Annotated in this window: 13 protein-coding genes and 1 tRNA gene; all 14 read left to right on the forward strand. The window is 54.6% G+C overall.

The genetic code is table 11. The features are described 5' to 3' along the window. The coding region (locus BMZ67_RS18275; RefSeq protein WP_483869234.1) for an EF-Tu C-terminal domain-related protein at positions 1-117 on the forward strand (117 nt) is incomplete at its 5' end. A 23-nt stretch (positions 118-140) separates the two neighbouring features. Further along, positions 141-216 (forward strand) — tRNA-Trp (locus BMZ67_RS18280). A gap of 30 nt (positions 217-246) precedes the next feature. Further along, a complete protein-coding gene (gene secE, locus BMZ67_RS18285) occupies positions 247-615 on the forward strand; it encodes a preprotein translocase subunit SecE (protein WP_092026903.1) in 369 nt (122 codons plus the stop codon). 12 nt (positions 616-627) lie between these two features. After that, positions 628-1161, forward strand: coding sequence for a transcription termination/antitermination protein NusG (gene nusG / locus BMZ67_RS18290; RefSeq protein ID WP_092026905.1), 534 nt, complete (start codon positions 628-630; stop codon positions 1159-1161). Between the two features lie 116 nt (positions 1162-1277). Further along, a complete protein-coding gene (gene rplK / locus BMZ67_RS18295) occupies positions 1278-1709 on the forward strand; it encodes a 50S ribosomal protein L11 (RefSeq protein WP_092026907.1) in 432 nt (143 codons plus the stop codon). A gap of 1 nt (position 1710) precedes the next feature. Next, positions 1711-2409, forward strand: a complete 699-nt coding sequence (rplA, locus tag BMZ67_RS18300) for a 50S ribosomal protein L1 (protein WP_092026909.1) — start codon at positions 1711-1713, stop codon at positions 2407-2409. Between the two features lie 221 nt (positions 2410-2630). Beyond that, complete coding sequence (gene rplJ, locus BMZ67_RS18305) at positions 2631-3161, forward strand: 50S ribosomal protein L10 (RefSeq protein ID WP_092026915.1); 531 nt, start codon at positions 2631-2633, stop codon at positions 3159-3161. A 40-nt stretch (positions 3162-3201) separates the two neighbouring features. Next, positions 3202-3579, forward strand: coding sequence for a 50S ribosomal protein L7/L12 (gene rplL / locus BMZ67_RS18310; protein ID WP_092026917.1), 378 nt, complete (start codon positions 3202-3204; stop codon positions 3577-3579). A 242-nt stretch (positions 3580-3821) separates the two neighbouring features. Next, positions 3822-7898 carry a DNA-directed RNA polymerase subunit beta gene (rpoB, locus tag BMZ67_RS18315; protein ID WP_092026923.1) on the forward strand — a complete coding sequence of 1359 codons (4077 nt, stop codon included), beginning with the start codon at positions 3822-3824 and terminating at the stop codon, positions 7896-7898. A gap of 75 nt (positions 7899-7973) precedes the next feature. Continuing rightward, positions 7974-12182: a DNA-directed RNA polymerase subunit beta' gene (gene rpoC, locus BMZ67_RS18320; protein WP_092026919.1), complete on the forward strand. Its 4209-nt coding sequence runs from the start codon at positions 7974-7976 to the stop codon at positions 12180-12182. Between the two features lie 149 nt (positions 12183-12331). Continuing rightward, positions 12332-12706 (forward strand): 30S ribosomal protein S12, encoded by a 375-nt coding sequence (gene rpsL, locus BMZ67_RS18325; RefSeq protein WP_012139854.1) that lies wholly within the window; start codon positions 12332-12334, stop codon positions 12704-12706. 114 nt (positions 12707-12820) lie between these two features. Next, complete coding sequence (rpsG, locus tag BMZ67_RS18330) at positions 12821-13291, forward strand: 30S ribosomal protein S7 (protein WP_092026925.1); 471 nt, start codon at positions 12821-12823, stop codon at positions 13289-13291. An 18-nt stretch (positions 13292-13309) separates the two neighbouring features. Continuing rightward, positions 13310-15412, forward strand: coding sequence for an elongation factor G (gene fusA / locus BMZ67_RS18335; protein ID WP_092026921.1), 2103 nt, complete (start codon positions 13310-13312; stop codon positions 15410-15412). A 34-nt stretch (positions 15413-15446) separates the two neighbouring features. Then, positions 15447-15571, forward strand: a 125-nt coding sequence (locus tag BMZ67_RS18340; RefSeq protein WP_245750034.1) for a GTP-binding protein, incomplete at its 3' end; no start/stop codon positions are given.

Genomic DNA, 15571 nt, shown 5'->3' on the forward strand with positions numbered 1-15571 from the left:
GTCAAGATGGACGTTACCCTGATCGCTCCGATCGCGATGGAAGAAGGTCTGCGCTTCGCCATCCGTGAAGGTGGTCGTACCGTTGGTGCCGGCGTGGTTTCAAAAATCGTAGAGTAATCTGCGCTGAGTTGTTTCGGTGCAGGCCAGTAGCTCAATTGGCAGAGCAGCGGTCTCCAAAACCGCAGGTTGGGGGTTCGATTCCCTCCTGGCCTGCCATTTCTAACACCGGGATATAAGTTGATTCCTATGGAGTCAAAAGCCGATAACTCAACCGGTCGCTTCGATGCGATGAAGTGGCTGGTTGTTTTCGTTTTGATTACCGCTGGTGTAGTGGGTAATCAGTATTTCAATGCCGAGTCACTGCTGTATCGTGTTCTGGCTCTTGTCGCCTTGGCTTTGGTTGCATCGTTTGTAGCGTTGCAAACCGACCGTGGGCGGCGTTTTGCTACCTTGCTGAAAGAAGCAAGAGTGGAAATCCGGAAGGTGGTGTGGCCAACCCGGCCGGAGCTGGTTCAAACTACGGCGATTGTGGTTGTGTTTGTTCTGGTGGTTGGGCTGTTGTTGTGGGGTATGGACTCACTGATCAGCTTCCTGGTCTCTGGCTTTATCGGTTAACAGGAGTGGGCAATGGCTAAGCGCTGGTATGTAGTGCACGCTTATTCTGGCTTTGAAAAGCATGTGATGCGCACTCTGAAAGAGCGTGTTGCGCTCAATGGTATGGAAGATCAGTTTGGCGAGATTTTGGTGCCAACTGAAGAAGTCGTCGAAATGCGAGACGGCAAAAAGCGCAAGAGTGAGCGAAAGTTCTATCCGGGCTATGTTCTGGTTCAGATGGAAATGGATGACGGCACTTGGCACTTGGTTAAGAACACTCCGAGAGTTCTTGGCTTTATAGGTGGTACCAAGGAGAAGCCGGCTCCGATCACCGAGCGCGAAGCTGAGGCTATCCTGAGTCGCGTCGAGAGCGGTGTTGACAAGCCTAAGCCTAAGACACTGTTCGAACCAGGCGAAATCGTTCGCGTCATTGAAGGTCCGTTTGCGGATTTCAATGGTGTGGTTGAAGAAGTTGACTACGACAAGAGTCGAGTCAAAGTCGCCGTTTTGATTTTTGGACGTTCTACTCCGGTTGAGCTGGAGTTCGGTCAAGTCGAAAAAGACTAACCGGTGACTGCGAAAGCAGGAGCTCGCGCACTCTGGTGACGCGGGCTTTTTGTGTCTGAGTTTTGTGTTTTTAAATCATGGGGAGCCGCAAGGCGCTATAACCCAAAGGAGAAATCATGGCTAAGAAGATCGAAGCATACATCAAGCTTCAGGTGGCCGCTGGTCAGGCTAACCCAAGCCCCCCAGTTGGTCCTGCGCTGGGTCAGCACGGCGTTAACATCATGGAGTTCTGTAAGGCGTTTAACGCTAAGACTCAGGGCATGGAACCTGGTCTTCCGACTCCGGTTGTTATCACTGTATACAGTGACCGCAGCTTCACCTTTGAAACCAAGACGCCTCCGGCTGCGGTTCTGCTGAAGAAGGCTGCTGGCCTGAAAAGCGGCTCTGCTCGTCCGAACACTGAGAAAGTCGGTACTGTTACCCGCGCTCAGTTGGAAGAAATTGCCAAAACAAAAGAGCCGGACCTGACTGCTGCTGACATGGACGCAGCGGTTCGTACTATTGCCGGAACTGCCCGTAGCATGGGCCTGAACGTGGAGGGTCTGTGAGATGGCTAAGCTGAGCAAGCGTCAAAAGCTGATCCGTGAAAAGGTAGAGTCAGGTCGTGTTTACTCTGTAGACGAGGCGGTGTCTCTGCTGGTTGAGCTGGGCCAGGGTGTCAAGTTCAAGGAATCCATCGATGTCGCTGTCAACCTGGGTGTGGATGCTCGTAAATCCGACCAGGTAGTACGCAGCAGCACCGTTCTGCCAAATGGTACCGGCAAAACCGTACGCGTAGCGGTATTCACCCAGGGTGCAAATGCCGAGAAGGCGGCTGCCGCTGGTGCTGATATTGTTGGTATGGATGACCTGGCTGAAGAAGTTAAGAAAGGCAACATGGACTTCGACGTGGTTATCGCCACCCCGGACGCCATGCGTGTCGTTGGCCAGCTGGGCCAAATCCTCGGGCCTCGTGGTCTGATGCCTAACCCGAAAGTGGGTACTGTAACTCCTGACGTTGAAGCCGCGGTCAAGAACGCCAAGGCTGGACAGGTGCGCTACCGTACCGACAAGAACGGCATCATCCACGCACCGATGGGTAATGTGGAATTCTCTGCCGAAGCGATCAAGGAAAACCTTGAGGCGCTGCTGGTAGACCTGAAAAAGGCCAAGCCTGCGTCGGCGAAAGGTGTTTACCTCAAGAAGGTAACTCTGTCGTCCACCATGGGTCCTGGCCTCGCTATCGATCAAAGCGGTCTGAGCATCTGATCGACTGATCGGTAGTAAACTTTGTAGTTTTGGCGGAAGCCAAGGCTGTCAAAGACCGCAGGCCCCCGAGGCTCTCTCGTTTGAGAGAGCCAAAAGGGTTAAAGCAACGCCTGCGCAGACGGTGTGAAGACGTTCTCTCTGAACCCTAGCACCGTTAGGGCGCCCGCAAGGGCAATAATGGGTTTGCCGGACTCTATCCGGCGAAATCGAGGAGAAATCCAGTGGCAATTAGACTCGAAGACAAGAAAGCGATCGTCGCCGAAGTCAACGAGACTGCCAGTGGTGCTCTGTCTGTCGTATTGGCTGACTACCGTGGTGTCACTTCTGAGGACATGACGGCTCTTCGTGCCAAGGCTCGTGCTGAAGCGGTTTGCCTGAAGGTTGTTCGTAACAACCTGGCAAAACTGGCTGTTAAAGGTACTGAGTTTGAGTGCATCGAAGAAGCGCTGGTTGGCCCTACGATTCTGGCCTTCTCTATGGAAGATCCTGGTGCAGCAGCTCGTCTGCTGAAGGATTTTGCTAAAGAAGAAGAGGCGTTTGAGATCAAGGCCCTGGCCGTCGGCGGTGAGCTGATGGGTGCGGACCAGATCGATCGTCTCGCCAAGCTCCCGACACGCCACGAGGCGTTGACGATGCTGGCAGCCGTCACACAGGCACCGATTACCAAGCTCGCACGTACACTGAACGAATTCCCGTCCAAAGTGACTCGTGCTGTAGCGGCAGTTCGCGACAAGAAGCAAGAAGCTGCTTGATTCTGTTGAACACTATTATTTCTAATTTTGGGAGAAAGTCATGGCTCTGTCTAACGAAGACATTCTGAACGCAATCGCTGAAATGAGCGTTATGGACGTTGTTGCCCTGGTTGAGGCAATGGAAGAAAAATTCGGCGTTTCTGCCGCTGCTGCTGTTGCTGCTGCTCCTGCAGCTGCTGGTGGCGACGCTGGTGCCGCTGAAGAAAAGACTGAATTTGACGTTGTTCTGACCGCCGCTGGCGAAAAGAAAGTTAACGTTATCAAGGCTGTTCGTGAACTGACTGGCCTGGGTCTGAAAGAAGCCAAGGAAATGGTTGACGGCGCTCCTTCCACTATCAAGGAAGCCGCTAGCAAGGACGAGGCTGAAGAAGCCAAGAAGAAGCTTGAGGAAGCCGGCGCTTCTGTTGAGCTCAAGTAATAGCGTGCTTTTGAACGCTACCGTGCGTTAAGCATGGACGGGCTGGTGGCCAAGGGCCACCGGCCTTTTTCTGTTGTATATGCTATAGAGCTTGCGGTGAAAAAGAATCAAGACTTCAGACTCTATAACCTACAGCCAGAGTCTTGTTCAAGACGGCGCAGTATGCCGAGCAACTCGGCCCCGAAGCAAAACTACGGTTGCTTCTTGATACCAGGTATCAGGTCTAACGCTGGGGAATGCAGATGACTTACTCCTATACTGAGAAAAAGCGGATTCGCAAAGACTTTAGTAAATTGCCTTCCGTGATGGATGTCCCCTACTTGCTGTCTATTCAGCTGGATTCGTATCGGGACTTCCTGCAAATGGAAGCGGCTGCTGAGAGCCGCCAGGAAACTGGCTTGCATGCAGCATTCAAATCCGTATTCCCGATTGCCAGTTACTCTGGCAATGCGGCACTCGAATACGTGAGTTACCGCATTGGTGAGCCGGTATTTGATGTCAAGGAATGCCAGCTTCGGGGAGTGACGTACGCAGCACCGCTGCGGGTTAAGGTACGTCTGATTATCTATGACAAGGAATCGTCCAATAAGGCCATCAAGGACATCAAGGAACAAGAAGTCTACATGGGCGAAATGCCCCTGATGACCGAGAACGGTACCTTCATTGTTAATGGTACCGAGCGGGTTATCGTTTCCCAGTTGCATCGTTCTCCGGGTGTCTTCTTCGATCACGATAAAGGCAAGACCCACTCGTCCGGCAAGCTGCTGTACTCCGCGCGGGTTATTCCTTACCGTGGTTCCTGGCTGGATTTTGAGTTCGATCCCAAAGACGCGGTGTTCGTCCGTATTGACCGTCGTCGTAAGCTGCCAGCCTCCATCCTGCTGCGCGCGATTGGTTTCAGCTCTGCTGAAATGCTGGATATGTTCTTCGATACCAGCAAGTTCTCCATTTCTGAAGACGTATGTAAGCTTGAGCTGGTGCCAAGCCGACTGCGTGGTGATATTGCTACCTTTGACATTAAAGACAAAGATGGCAGCGTGATTGTCGAAGAAGGCCGTCGTGTGACTGCGCGTCACATTCGCCAGCTCGAAAAATCCGGTATCACCGAGCTGGAAGTTCCCGCCGAATACCTCAATGGTCGTGTAATCGCCCGTGATATGGTCGATAGCAAGACTGGCGAGCTTCTGGTTGAGTGTAACTCCGAAATTACCGACGATATTCTCAAGACGCTGCTGGACGCTGGCATCACAGAGCTCGAGACCTTGTACACCAACGATCTCGATTGTGGGCCATTCATGTCCGATACCCTGCGTATCGACCCAACCCGCAGCCAGCTTGAAGCTTTGGTGGAAATCTACCGGATGATGCGTCCGGGAGAGCCGCCTACCAAGGAATCCGCAGAAAACCTGTTCAACAACCTGTTCTTCTCCGACGAGCGTTACGACTTGTCTGGTGTTGGGCGGATGAAGCTGAACCGTCGTTTGGGTCGTGACGAAAGCACAGGCCCGGGCATCCTGACCAACGACGACATCATTGATGTTCTCAAGACGCTGATCAACATCCGTAACGGTCAGGGCAACATCGATGACATCGACAACCTGGGCAACCGTCGTATCCGCTCTGTGGGTGAGATGGCGGAAAACCAGTTCCGTGTTGGCCTGGTTCGGGTTGAGCGCGCTGTTCGTGAACGTCTGAGCCTGGCCGAAAGCGAAGGCCTGATGCCGCAGGACCTGATCAACGCCAAGCCGGTTGCGGCGGCGGTGAAGGAGTTCTTTGGCTCCAGCCAGCTGTCCCAGTTTATGGACCAGAACAACCCACTGTCCGAGGTTACCCATAAGCGCCGTGTATCGGCACTTGGACCCGGTGGTCTGACGCGTGAGCGTGCAGGTTTTGAGGTTCGTGACGTACACCCGACTCACTATGGTCGTGTATGTCCTATCGAAACGCCTGAAGGTCCGAACATCGGTCTGATCAACTCCCTGGCAACCTACGCCCGCACCAACTCCTACGGCTTCCTGGAAAGCCCGTACCGGAAAGTGGTTGATGGTTTGGTCACCGACGAAATCGCCTACCTGTCAGCGATTGAAGAAAGTAACTACGTCATCGCCCAGGCAAGCGCCGCGGTGGATGAGAACGGGCGTCTGAGCGATGAGCTGGTTACCGTTCGTCACTTGAACGAATTTACCGTGACTCCGCCGGAAAACGTGACCTTTATGGACGTTTCCCCGCGCCAGGTTGTGTCTGTAGCGGCATCCCTGATCCCATTCCTCGAGCACGATGATGCTAACCGCGCCCTGATGGGTGCGAACATGCAACGTCAGGCCGTTCCAACCCTGCGTGCTGACAAGCCGCTGGTGGGTACCGGCATCGAGCGTATCGTGGCTCAGGACTCCGGCGTGTGTGTGACTGCCCGCCGCGGGGGTGTGATCGAAAGTGTGGATGCGGGTCGCATCGTTGTTCGCGTTAACGACGACGAAACGGCTGCCGGTGATGCTGGTGTGGATATTTACAACCTCACCAAGTACACCCGTTCCAACCAGAACACCTGCATCAACCAGCGTTCCATTGTGAAGCAGGGGCACCAGGTTGCCCGTGGCGATGTATTGGCCGACGGTCCGTCTGTTGATCTTGGTGAGCTGGCTCTTGGGCAGAACATGCGTATCGCGTTCATGCCTTGGAACGGTTACAACTTCGAGGATTCCATCCTGGTCTCCGAGAAGGTGGTTCAGGAAGATCGCTTTACCACTATCCACATCCAGGAACTGACCTGTGTGGCTCGTGATACCAAACTCGGTAGCGAAGAAATCACCGCGGATATCCCGAACGTCGGCGAAAGCGCGCTGTCCAAGCTGGACGAGTCCGGTATTGTCTACATCGGCGCAGAAGTGGGCCCGGGTGACATTCTGGTTGGCAAGGTAACGCCGAAAGGCGAAACCCAGCTGACCCCGGAAGAAAAGCTGCTGCGTGCGATTTTTGGTGAGAAAGCCTCTGACGTCAAAGACACTTCGGCCCGTGTTTCCACTGGTACCCGTGGTACGGTCATCGACGTTCAGGTCTTTACCCGCGACGGTATCGAGAAAGACCAGCGCGCTCTGTCCATCGAGAAAGAGCAGCTGGACAAGTACCGTAAGGATCTTAAAGACGAATACCGCATCGTCGAAGGTGCGACCTATGAGCGTTTGATGAACGCGCTCAAGGGGCAGGAAGTACTTAGTGGCCCAGGCCTGAAGAAGGGCGCGGCACTGGACGAAGGCTACCTCGCTGAGCTGCCTCGCGAAGACTGGTTCAGACTGCGTCTGAAAGACGAGAACCTGAACGAGTTGCTGGAGAAATCCGAGCAGAGCCTGGAAGACCGTAAGAAAGAGCACGAAGAGCGCTTCGAAGACAAGAAACGCAAGCTTCAGCAGGGTGATGACCTGGCTCCGGGTGTACTCAAGATCGTCAAGGTATACCTGGCAATCAAGCGTCGCATCCAGCCGGGTGACAAGATGGCGGGACGTCATGGTAACAAGGGTGTTATCTCCGCTGTTAAGCCGGTCGAAGATATGCCCTACGATGAGCAGGGCAATCCGGTCGACATCGTTCTGAACCCGCTGGGTGTTCCGTCGCGGATGAACGTCGGTCAGGTGCTGGAAACTCACCTTGGTGCTGCCGCTCGTGGCCTTGGTCACAAGATCAACACCATGCTTGAGGAACAGCGCAAGGTCGGTGAAATTCGCGAACTGCTGGGTGAGATCTATAATCACAGTGATGAGGTGTCTCCAGTGAAACTGGACTCCCTTTCCGACGCTGAGATTCTGGAGCTGGCAGACAACCTGCGTGGTGGTGTTCCGATGGCAACGGCTGTTTTTGACGGCGCCAAGGAAGCCGAGGTCAAGCGTATGCTTGAGCTCGCCGACATGGACACCAGTGGTCAGATTCGACTGTACGACGGCCGTACCGGCGATGTTTTTGATCGCCCGGTCACGGTTGGTTACATGTATGTGCTGAAGCTGAACCACCTGATCGACGACAAGATGCACGCTCGTTCTACCGGGTCGTACAGCCTGGTTACCCAGCAGCCGCTGGGTGGTAAGGCGCAGTTCGGTGGCCAGCGTTTCGGTGAGATGGAAGTGTGGGCTCTTGAAGCCTACGGTGCGGCCTACACGCTGCAGGAAATGCTCACCGTCAAGTCTGACGACGTCAACGGTCGGACCAAGATGTACAAGAACATTGTCGATGGCGACCATCGTATGGAGCCGGGCATGCCCGAATCGTTCAATGTTCTTGTCAAAGAAATCCGTTCGCTTGGTATCGATATCGAGCTGGAATCCGACTGAGCCGAATTGTTTTTGGCAGCGAGAGCGGGCACGGGAGTGCCCGCCCGAGATTAACGCCATCCGGAGCTGTTACTGATGAAAGATTTGCTGAATCTTCTCAAGAACCAGAACCAGAAGCAGGAGTTTGATGCCATCCGTATCGGGTTGGCATCACCCGATATGATTCGCTCCTGGTCTTTTGGTGAGGTGAAAAAGCCTGAGACTATCAACTACCGTACGTTCAAGCCTGAGCGTGATGGTCTTTTCTGCGCCAAGATTTTCGGCCCGATCAAGGACTACGAATGCCTGTGCGGTAAGTACAAGCGCCTCAAGCATCGTGGTGTTATCTGCGAAAAGTGTGGTGTTGAAGTGGCTTTGGCCAGTGTTCGTCGTGACCGCATGGGTCACATCGAGCTGGCAAGCCCAGTTGCCCACATCTGGTTCCTGAAATCTTTGCCGTCCCGTATCGGTCTGATGCTGGACATGACGCTGCGCGATATCGAGCGGGTCCTGTACTTCGAGTCGTTCATTGTGATCGAGCCGGGTATGACCACGCTGGAGCGCGGCCAACTGCTGAATGATGAGCAGTACTACGAAGCGCTGGAAGAGTTTGGTGACGAATTCGACGCCAAGATGGGTGCCGAAGCCATCAAGGCCCTGCTGGAAGATATCGACCTCCAGGGTGAAATTGATACCCTGAGGGAAGAGATTCCCCAAACCAACTCCGAAACCAAGATCAAGAAGTTCGGTAAGCGTCTGAAGATCCTTGAGGCGTTCCTGAACTCAGGTAACCGTCCTGGCGACATGATCATGACGGTTCTGCCTGTGCTGCCGCCTGATCTGCGTCCGTTGGTTCCGCTGGACGGAGGTCGTTTTGCGACGTCCGACCTGAACGATCTGTATCGCCGGGTTATCAACCGGAACAACCGTCTCAAGCGCCTGTTGGAGCTCAACGCGCCGGATATCATTGTCCGTAACGAAAAGCGCATGCTTCAGGAAGCGGTAGACGCGCTGCTGGATAACGGTCGTCGCGGTCGTGCGATTACCGGCACCAACAAGCGCCCGCTGAAATCCCTGGCCGACATGATCAAGGGTAAGCAGGGTCGTTTCCGTCAGAACCTTCTCGGTAAGCGTGTCGACTACTCCGGCCGTTCGGTCATCGTGGTTGGTCCCTACCTGCGACTGCACCAGTGTGGTCTGCCGAAGAAAATGGCATTGGAGCTGTTCAAGCCGTTTATCTTCGCCAAGCTCGAGCACCGTGGTCTGGCGACCACGATCAAGGCTGCGAAGAAGATGGTTGAGCGTGAGGAAGCGGTCGTTTGGGATATCCTCGATGAGGTCATCCGCGAGCATCCGATCATGCTGAACCGTGCGCCGACCCTTCACCGTTTGGGTATCCAGGCGTTTGAACCGGTGCTGATCGAAGGTAAGGCAATCCAGCTGCACCCGCTGGTGTGTGCGGCCTATAACGCCGACTTCGACGGTGACCAGATGGCGGTTCACGTTCCGCTGACCCTGGAAGCCCAGCTTGAAGCCCGTGCGTTGATGATGTCCACCAACAACGTACTGTCTCCGGCCAACGGTGAACCCATCATCGTGCCTTCGCAGGACGTGGTACTGGGCCTCTATTACATGACCCGTGAGCGCAAGAACGCCCAGGGTGAAGGCATGGTCTTTGCCGACACCAAGGAAGTTCATCGTGCCTATGGCGCCAAGAAGGTCGACCTTCAGGCCCGAATCAAGGTTCGTATCAAGGAAGTCCGTGTCGACGAAAACGGCGAGCGCGAAGAAGTTTCCAGCTTGGCCGAAACCACCGTTGGCCGTGCGCTGTTGTTCGATATCGTACCTGACGGCATGCCGTTTGAAATCGTCAACAAGCCGATGGTCAAGAAGGCGATCTCCAACCTGATCAACGTGTGCTACCGCACCGTCGGTCTGAAGGAGTCGGTGATTTTCGCTGACCAGCTGATGTATACCGGTTTCCATTACGCAACTGTCTCCGGTACCTCCATCGGCGTTAACGACTTTGAAATCCCGCCCGAGAAGTACGAGATGGTTGAGGCGGCCGAGGACGAAGTTAAGGAAATCGAATCCCAGTACGCGTCTGGTCTTCTGACTCAGGGCGAGAAGTACAACAAGGTTATCGATATCTGGTCCCGTGCCAACGACAAGGTCTCCAAAGCGATGATGGAGCGCCTGGCGAAAGAGCAGGTCTACGGGCCTGACGGCGAGCCGCTTAAAGATGAGAGTGGCGACCTGGTTACTCAGGAATCGTTTAACTCTGTCTACATGATGGCCGATTCCGGCGCACGGGGTTCCGCGGCACAGATTCGTCAGTTGGCGGGTATGCGGGGTCTGATGGCGAAGCCGGATGGCTCGATCATTGAGACGCCGATTACCGCGAACTTCCGTGAAGGTCTGAACGTACTCCAGTACTTCATCTCGACCCACGGTGCTCGTAAAGGTCTGGCCGATACTGCACTGAAGACCGCGAACTCCGGTTACCTGACCCGTCGTCTGGTTGACGTATCTCAGGATCTCGTGGTGACAGAGCACGACTGTGGCACCAGCGAAGGTCTGCTGATGACGCCGCACATCGAAGGCGGTGACGTTGTTGTGCCGCTGGGTGATCGTGTTCTCGGACGGGTTACCGCTCGCGACGTGTTCACTCCGACCGACAAGGACAACGCGGTTGTTCCGGCTGGAACCCTGCTGGACGAAAAGACCATCGAAATGGTCGAGCGTGCTGGTGTGGACGAAATCTGGGTACGCTCCGCGATCACCTGTGATACCAAACACGGCGTTTGTTCCCAGTGTTACGGTCGCGACCTGGCTCGCGGTCACCTGGTCAACGTCGGTGAGGCCGTCGGTGTTATCGCGGCCCAGTCCATCGGTGAGCCGGGTACCCAGCTGACCATGCGTACGTTCCACATCGGGGGTGCGGCAAGCCGGGCGTCTGCGGTCGACAACATTCAGGTCAAGCACGGCGGTACCGTCCGTCTGCATAACCTGAAGTCCATCGAGAAGAAGGACGGCAGTCTGGTCGTGGTTTCTCGTTCGTCCGCGTTGGCCATTGCTGACGAGCAGGGTCGTGAGCGTGAGTGGTACAAACTGCCATACGGTGCGGTACTGTCTGTTAAGCAGGGCGACGAAGTGGAAGCCGGTGTTGTGGTTGCCAAATGGGATCCGCACACTCACCCAATCATCGCCGAAGGCGAAGGTACCGCCAAGTTTGTGGGTATGGACCAGGGCATCACCGTCCGCACCCAGACCGACGAACTGACTGGCCTGTCTACCGTTCAGGTTATCGACCCGAAAGAGCGTCCGGCTGCTGGTAAGGACATCCGTCCGATGGTTCAGCTGCTTGATGCAAGTGGTGAAGACGTGGTGCTGCCAGGTGGAAGCCCGGCCCAGTTCTTCCTGCCGGCTAACGCCCTCATTACCCTGAGTGATGGCGGCAAGGTCGAGCTGGGTGATGTTGTTGCCCGTATTCCTCAGGAAAGCTCGAAGACCCGGGATATCACCGGTGGTCTGCCGCGGGTTGCCGACTTGTTTGAAGCGCGTCGACCAAAAGAACCGTCCATTCTGGCGGAAATCACCGGTACCGTTTCCTTCGGTAAAGAAACCAAAGGCAAGAAGCGTTTGGTCATCACTCCGAAAGACGGCGATCCGTACGAGGTTCTGATTCCGAAATGGCGTCAGCTCAACGTATTCGAGGGTGAAACCGTTGAAAAGGGCGAGGTGATCTCCGATGGTCCGTCCAACCCACACGATATCCTGCGATTGCTGGGTGTGGTTGAGCTGGCCAAGTACATCACCAACGAAATTCAGGACGTTTATCGTCTGCAGGGTGTTGTCATCAACGATAAACACATTGAAGTTATCGTTCGTCAGATGCTGCGCAAGGTTGAGATCACCAATCCAGGTGATACCGAGCTGTTGTCCGGTGACCAGGTGGAATACAACCAGTTCATCGAAGCCAACGAGGCGGCACTGGCGCAAGACAAAGAGCCTGCCAGGTGCGAGCGTCTGCTGCTGGGTATCACCAAGGCATCGCTGGCGACGGAATCGTTCATCTCCGCAGCTTCCTTCCAGGAAACCACCCGTGTTCTCACCGAAGGTGCGGTCACTGGTAAGCGCGACTACCTGCGCGGCCTGAAAGAAAACGTGGTAGTTGGACGCCTGATCCCGGCCGGTACTGGTCTGGCGTATCACAGCGAACGCCGCCGTAAGCGTGAGCTCGAAGAGCAGGGCGTGACAGCGGAAGACGTTGTAGAGGCGCTGAGCGCAGAGCTCAACCGCTAACCCCCGGTAAATCCTTATCGGGAGTTGGTTAAAAAGAAATCAGTCTTCTTGACTGACCAGGGGCGCAGGCTTAAACTTGCGTCCCTTAAATTTTACCCCCGCGTGTCGGGGGTAAGTCACATTGATCCGGTTTATTGGAGTTTGCTTACATGGCAACGATTAACCAGTTGGTACGTAAGCCTCGTAAACGCAAGGTAGCCAAGAGCGACGTTCCCGCGCTCCAGGCCTGCCCACAGCGCCGTGGCGTATGTACTCGTGTATACACCACTACGCCGAAGAAGCCGAACTCAGCACTGCGTAAAGTGTGCCGTGTTCGTCTGACCAACGGTTTCGAGGTTTCCTCTTACATTGGTGGTGAAGGTCATAACCTTCAGGAGCACAGTGTTGTGCTGATCCGTGGCGGTCGAGTAAAAGACCTTCCGGGTGTGCGCTATCACACTGTTCGCGGAACACTGGACACCCAGGGTGTACAGAACCGTAAGCAGGGCCGCTCCAAGTACGGTGCAAAACGACCCAAGTCCTGATGTCCCTAACGGGTGTCTTTTATCGTTGCTGAGTTTGACGGTAAGAGTAAGGCTGAGTAGCAAATGCTATCTCAGGGGTTCCTGAAGACCTTTTTTGAAATTGAGGGCTTATCGATGCCTAGAAGAAGAGTTGCAGCTAAACGGGAAATTATTCCTGATCCTAAGTTCGGTAGCCAACGGCTGGCCAAGTTCATCAACCACGTGATGGAAAGTGGCAAGAAGTCCGTTGCTGAGCGCATTGTTTACGGCGCGCTTGATATCGTTGCCGAGAAGTCCAAAGAAGAGCCGATCGAAATGTTCGAGAAGGCCCTGGAGAACATCCAGCCGATGGTTGAGGTTAAATCCCGTCGTGTGGGTGGTGCTACTTACCAGGTGCCGGTAGAAGTGCGGCCTTCCCGTCAGAATGCACTGGCGATGCGCTGGCTTGTTGAGTACTCCCGCAAGCGTGGCGAGAAGTCCATGGCTCAGCGTCTGGCAGGTGAAATCCTGGATGCAGTTGAGAGCAAGGGCGCCGCCGTTAAGAAGCGCGAAGACGTTCATCGCATGGCAGAAGCCAACAAGGCCTTCTCCCACTTCCGTTTCTAATTATTCGAGGTTGCTACAGTGGCACGCACGACTCCTATCAAGCGTTATAGAAACATCGGTATTTGCGCCCACGTTGACGCGGGTAAGACAACAACTACCGAGCGGATTCTGTACTACACTGGTCGAAGCCATAAAATGGGTGAGACCCATGACGGCGCATCCACGACAGACTGGATGGAGCAGGAGCAGGAACGCGGTATCACCATTACCTCTGCAGCGGTAACCACCTTCTGGCAGGGTATGGACAAGCAGTTCGATAAGCACCGTGTCAATATCATTGATACCCCGGGACACGTTGACTTCACGATCGAAGTTGAGCGTTCCCTGCGGGTTCTCGATGGTGCGGTTGTTGTTTTCTGCGCCTCTTCCGGTGTAGAGCCGCAGTCTGAGACCGTATGGCGCCAGGCTAACAAATACGAAGTTCCTCGCATGGTGTTCGTCAACAAGATGGACCGCGCGGGTGCAAACTTCCTTCGTGTTGTTGATCAGATCAAAGATCGTCTCGGCGCGACTCCTGTGCCTATTCAGTTGCCGATCGGTGCTGAAGATGAGTTCGTAGGCCTGGTTGACCTGCTGCGCATGAAGGCCATTCACTGGAATGAAGATGACATGGGCATGTCCTATGAGCTTCGTGATATTCCGGCCGATATGGTTGATGAATGCGAAATGTATCGCGAGCAGATGGTTGAAGCTGCGGCTGAAGCCACCGAAGAGTTGATGGAAAAGTACCTGGAAGAAGGTGAACTTTCCATCGAAGAGGTCAAGGCCGGCCTGCGTGCTCGTACCCTGGCTAACGAAATCGTTCTGGCTACCTGTGGTTCTGCGTTCAAGAACAAGGGTGTTCAGGCGGTTCTGGATGCTGTTATCGAATTCCTGCCAGCGCCTGACGAAGTTAAGGCCATTCGCGGTGAAGTCGATGAAGATGGTACCGAGGAAACTCGTCCTGTTGACGACAATGCTCCGTTCGCCGCGCTCGCGTTCAAGATTGCGACTGACCCGTTCGTTGGTACGCTGACGTTCTTCCGCGTTTACTCCGGCAAGATGGAGTCTGGTAACGCGGTCTTTAACTCTGTTAAGGGTAAGAGAGAACGTATCGGTCGTATGGTGCAGATGCACGCGAACGATCGTGAAGAAATCAAGGAAGTTCTGGCTGGCGATATCGCCGCTGCGATCGGCCTGAAGAACGTTGGCACAGGTGATACTCTGTGCGACGAGAATCATAAGATCGTTCTTGAGCGTATGGAATTCCCTGAGCCGGTAATTTCTGTGGCGGTTGAGCCGAAATCAAAGGCCGACCAGGAGAAGATGGGTGTTGCTCTGGGCAAGCTGGCTCAGGAAGATCCGTCGTTCCGTGTTCGCACCGACGAAGAGACTGGTCAAACCATTATCTCCGGTATGGGTGAGCTGCACCTGGACATTATCGTCGACCGTATGCGTCGAGAGTTCAAGGTAGAGGCGAACATCGGTAAGCCGCAGGTAGCGTACCGCGAGTGCATCCGCAAGGCGGTTGACGTGGAAGGCAAGTTTGTCCGTCAGTCTGGTGGTCGTGGTCAGTATGGTCACGTTAAGGTCAAGCTCGAGCCGCTGCCGCTGGATGATGACTCTGAGAACTTCATCTTCGTGAACGAGATCGTGGGCGGTGTTGTTCCCAAGGAATACATCCCGGCGGTATCGCACGGTATCGAAGAGCAGATGCAGAACGGCTGTCTGGCCGGCTATCCGCTGCTTGGTATCAAGGCGACTCTGTACGATGGTTCCTACCACGATGTTGACTCCAACGAAATGGCGTTTAAGATCGCCGGTTCCATGGCTATGAAGAAAGGTGCCCTGGAAGCGAATCCTGCGCTGCTGGAGCCCATCATGAAGGTGGAAGTGGTTACCCCTGAAGATTACATGGGTGACGTCGTAGGTGACCTGAACCGCCGTCGTGGTCTGGTTCAAGGTATGGACGAGAGCCCGGCGGGCAAGATTGTTCGCGCTGAGGTTCCGTTGTCGGAGATGTTCGGTTATGCCACCGACCTGCGCTCTGCGACTCAGGGTCGGGCATCGTATGCGATGGAGTTCTCCCGTTATATGGAAGCTCCTTCGAACATTGCCGAAGCGATCATTAAAAAGGGTTGATCCCAGGACTTAAGAAACAGGAAGAGGTATAACCGTGTCCAAAGAAAAATTTGAACGTAATAAACCGCACGTCAACGTTGGAACCATCGGTCACGTTGACCATGGTAAGACCACTCTGACGGCTGCTCTGACTCGTGTATGTCACGAAGTATGGGGTAC

The organism is Marinobacter zhejiangensis (genome assembly GCF_900114775.1).
Lineage (GTDB): Bacteria > Pseudomonadota > Gammaproteobacteria > Pseudomonadales > Oleiphilaceae > Marinobacter > Marinobacter zhejiangensis.

What these genes read in the sequence shown, in the direction of transcription:
- secE (WP_092026903.1), top strand. Translation starts at nt 247, where the DNA reads ATGGAGTCAAAAGCCGATAACTCAACCGGTCGCTTCGATGCGATGAAG.
- nusG (WP_092026905.1), top strand. Translation starts at nt 628, where the DNA reads ATGGCTAAGCGCTGGTATGTAGTGCACGCTTATTCTGGCTTTGAAAAG.
- rplK (WP_092026907.1), top strand. Translation starts at nt 1,278, where the DNA reads ATGGCTAAGAAGATCGAAGCATACATCAAGCTTCAGGTGGCCGCTGGT.
- rplA (WP_092026909.1), top strand. Translation starts at nt 1,711, where the DNA reads ATGGCTAAGCTGAGCAAGCGTCAAAAGCTGATCCGTGAAAAGGTAGAG.
- rplL (WP_092026917.1), top strand. Translation starts at nt 3,202, where the DNA reads ATGGCTCTGTCTAACGAAGACATTCTGAACGCAATCGCTGAAATGAGC.
- rpoB (WP_092026923.1), top strand. Translation starts at nt 3,822, where the DNA reads ATGACTTACTCCTATACTGAGAAAAAGCGGATTCGCAAAGACTTTAGT.
- rpoC (WP_092026919.1), top strand. Translation starts at nt 7,974, where the DNA reads ATGAAAGATTTGCTGAATCTTCTCAAGAACCAGAACCAGAAGCAGGAG.
- rpsL (WP_012139854.1), top strand. Translation starts at nt 12,332, where the DNA reads ATGGCAACGATTAACCAGTTGGTACGTAAGCCTCGTAAACGCAAGGTA.
- rpsG (WP_092026925.1), top strand. Translation starts at nt 12,821, where the DNA reads ATGCCTAGAAGAAGAGTTGCAGCTAAACGGGAAATTATTCCTGATCCT.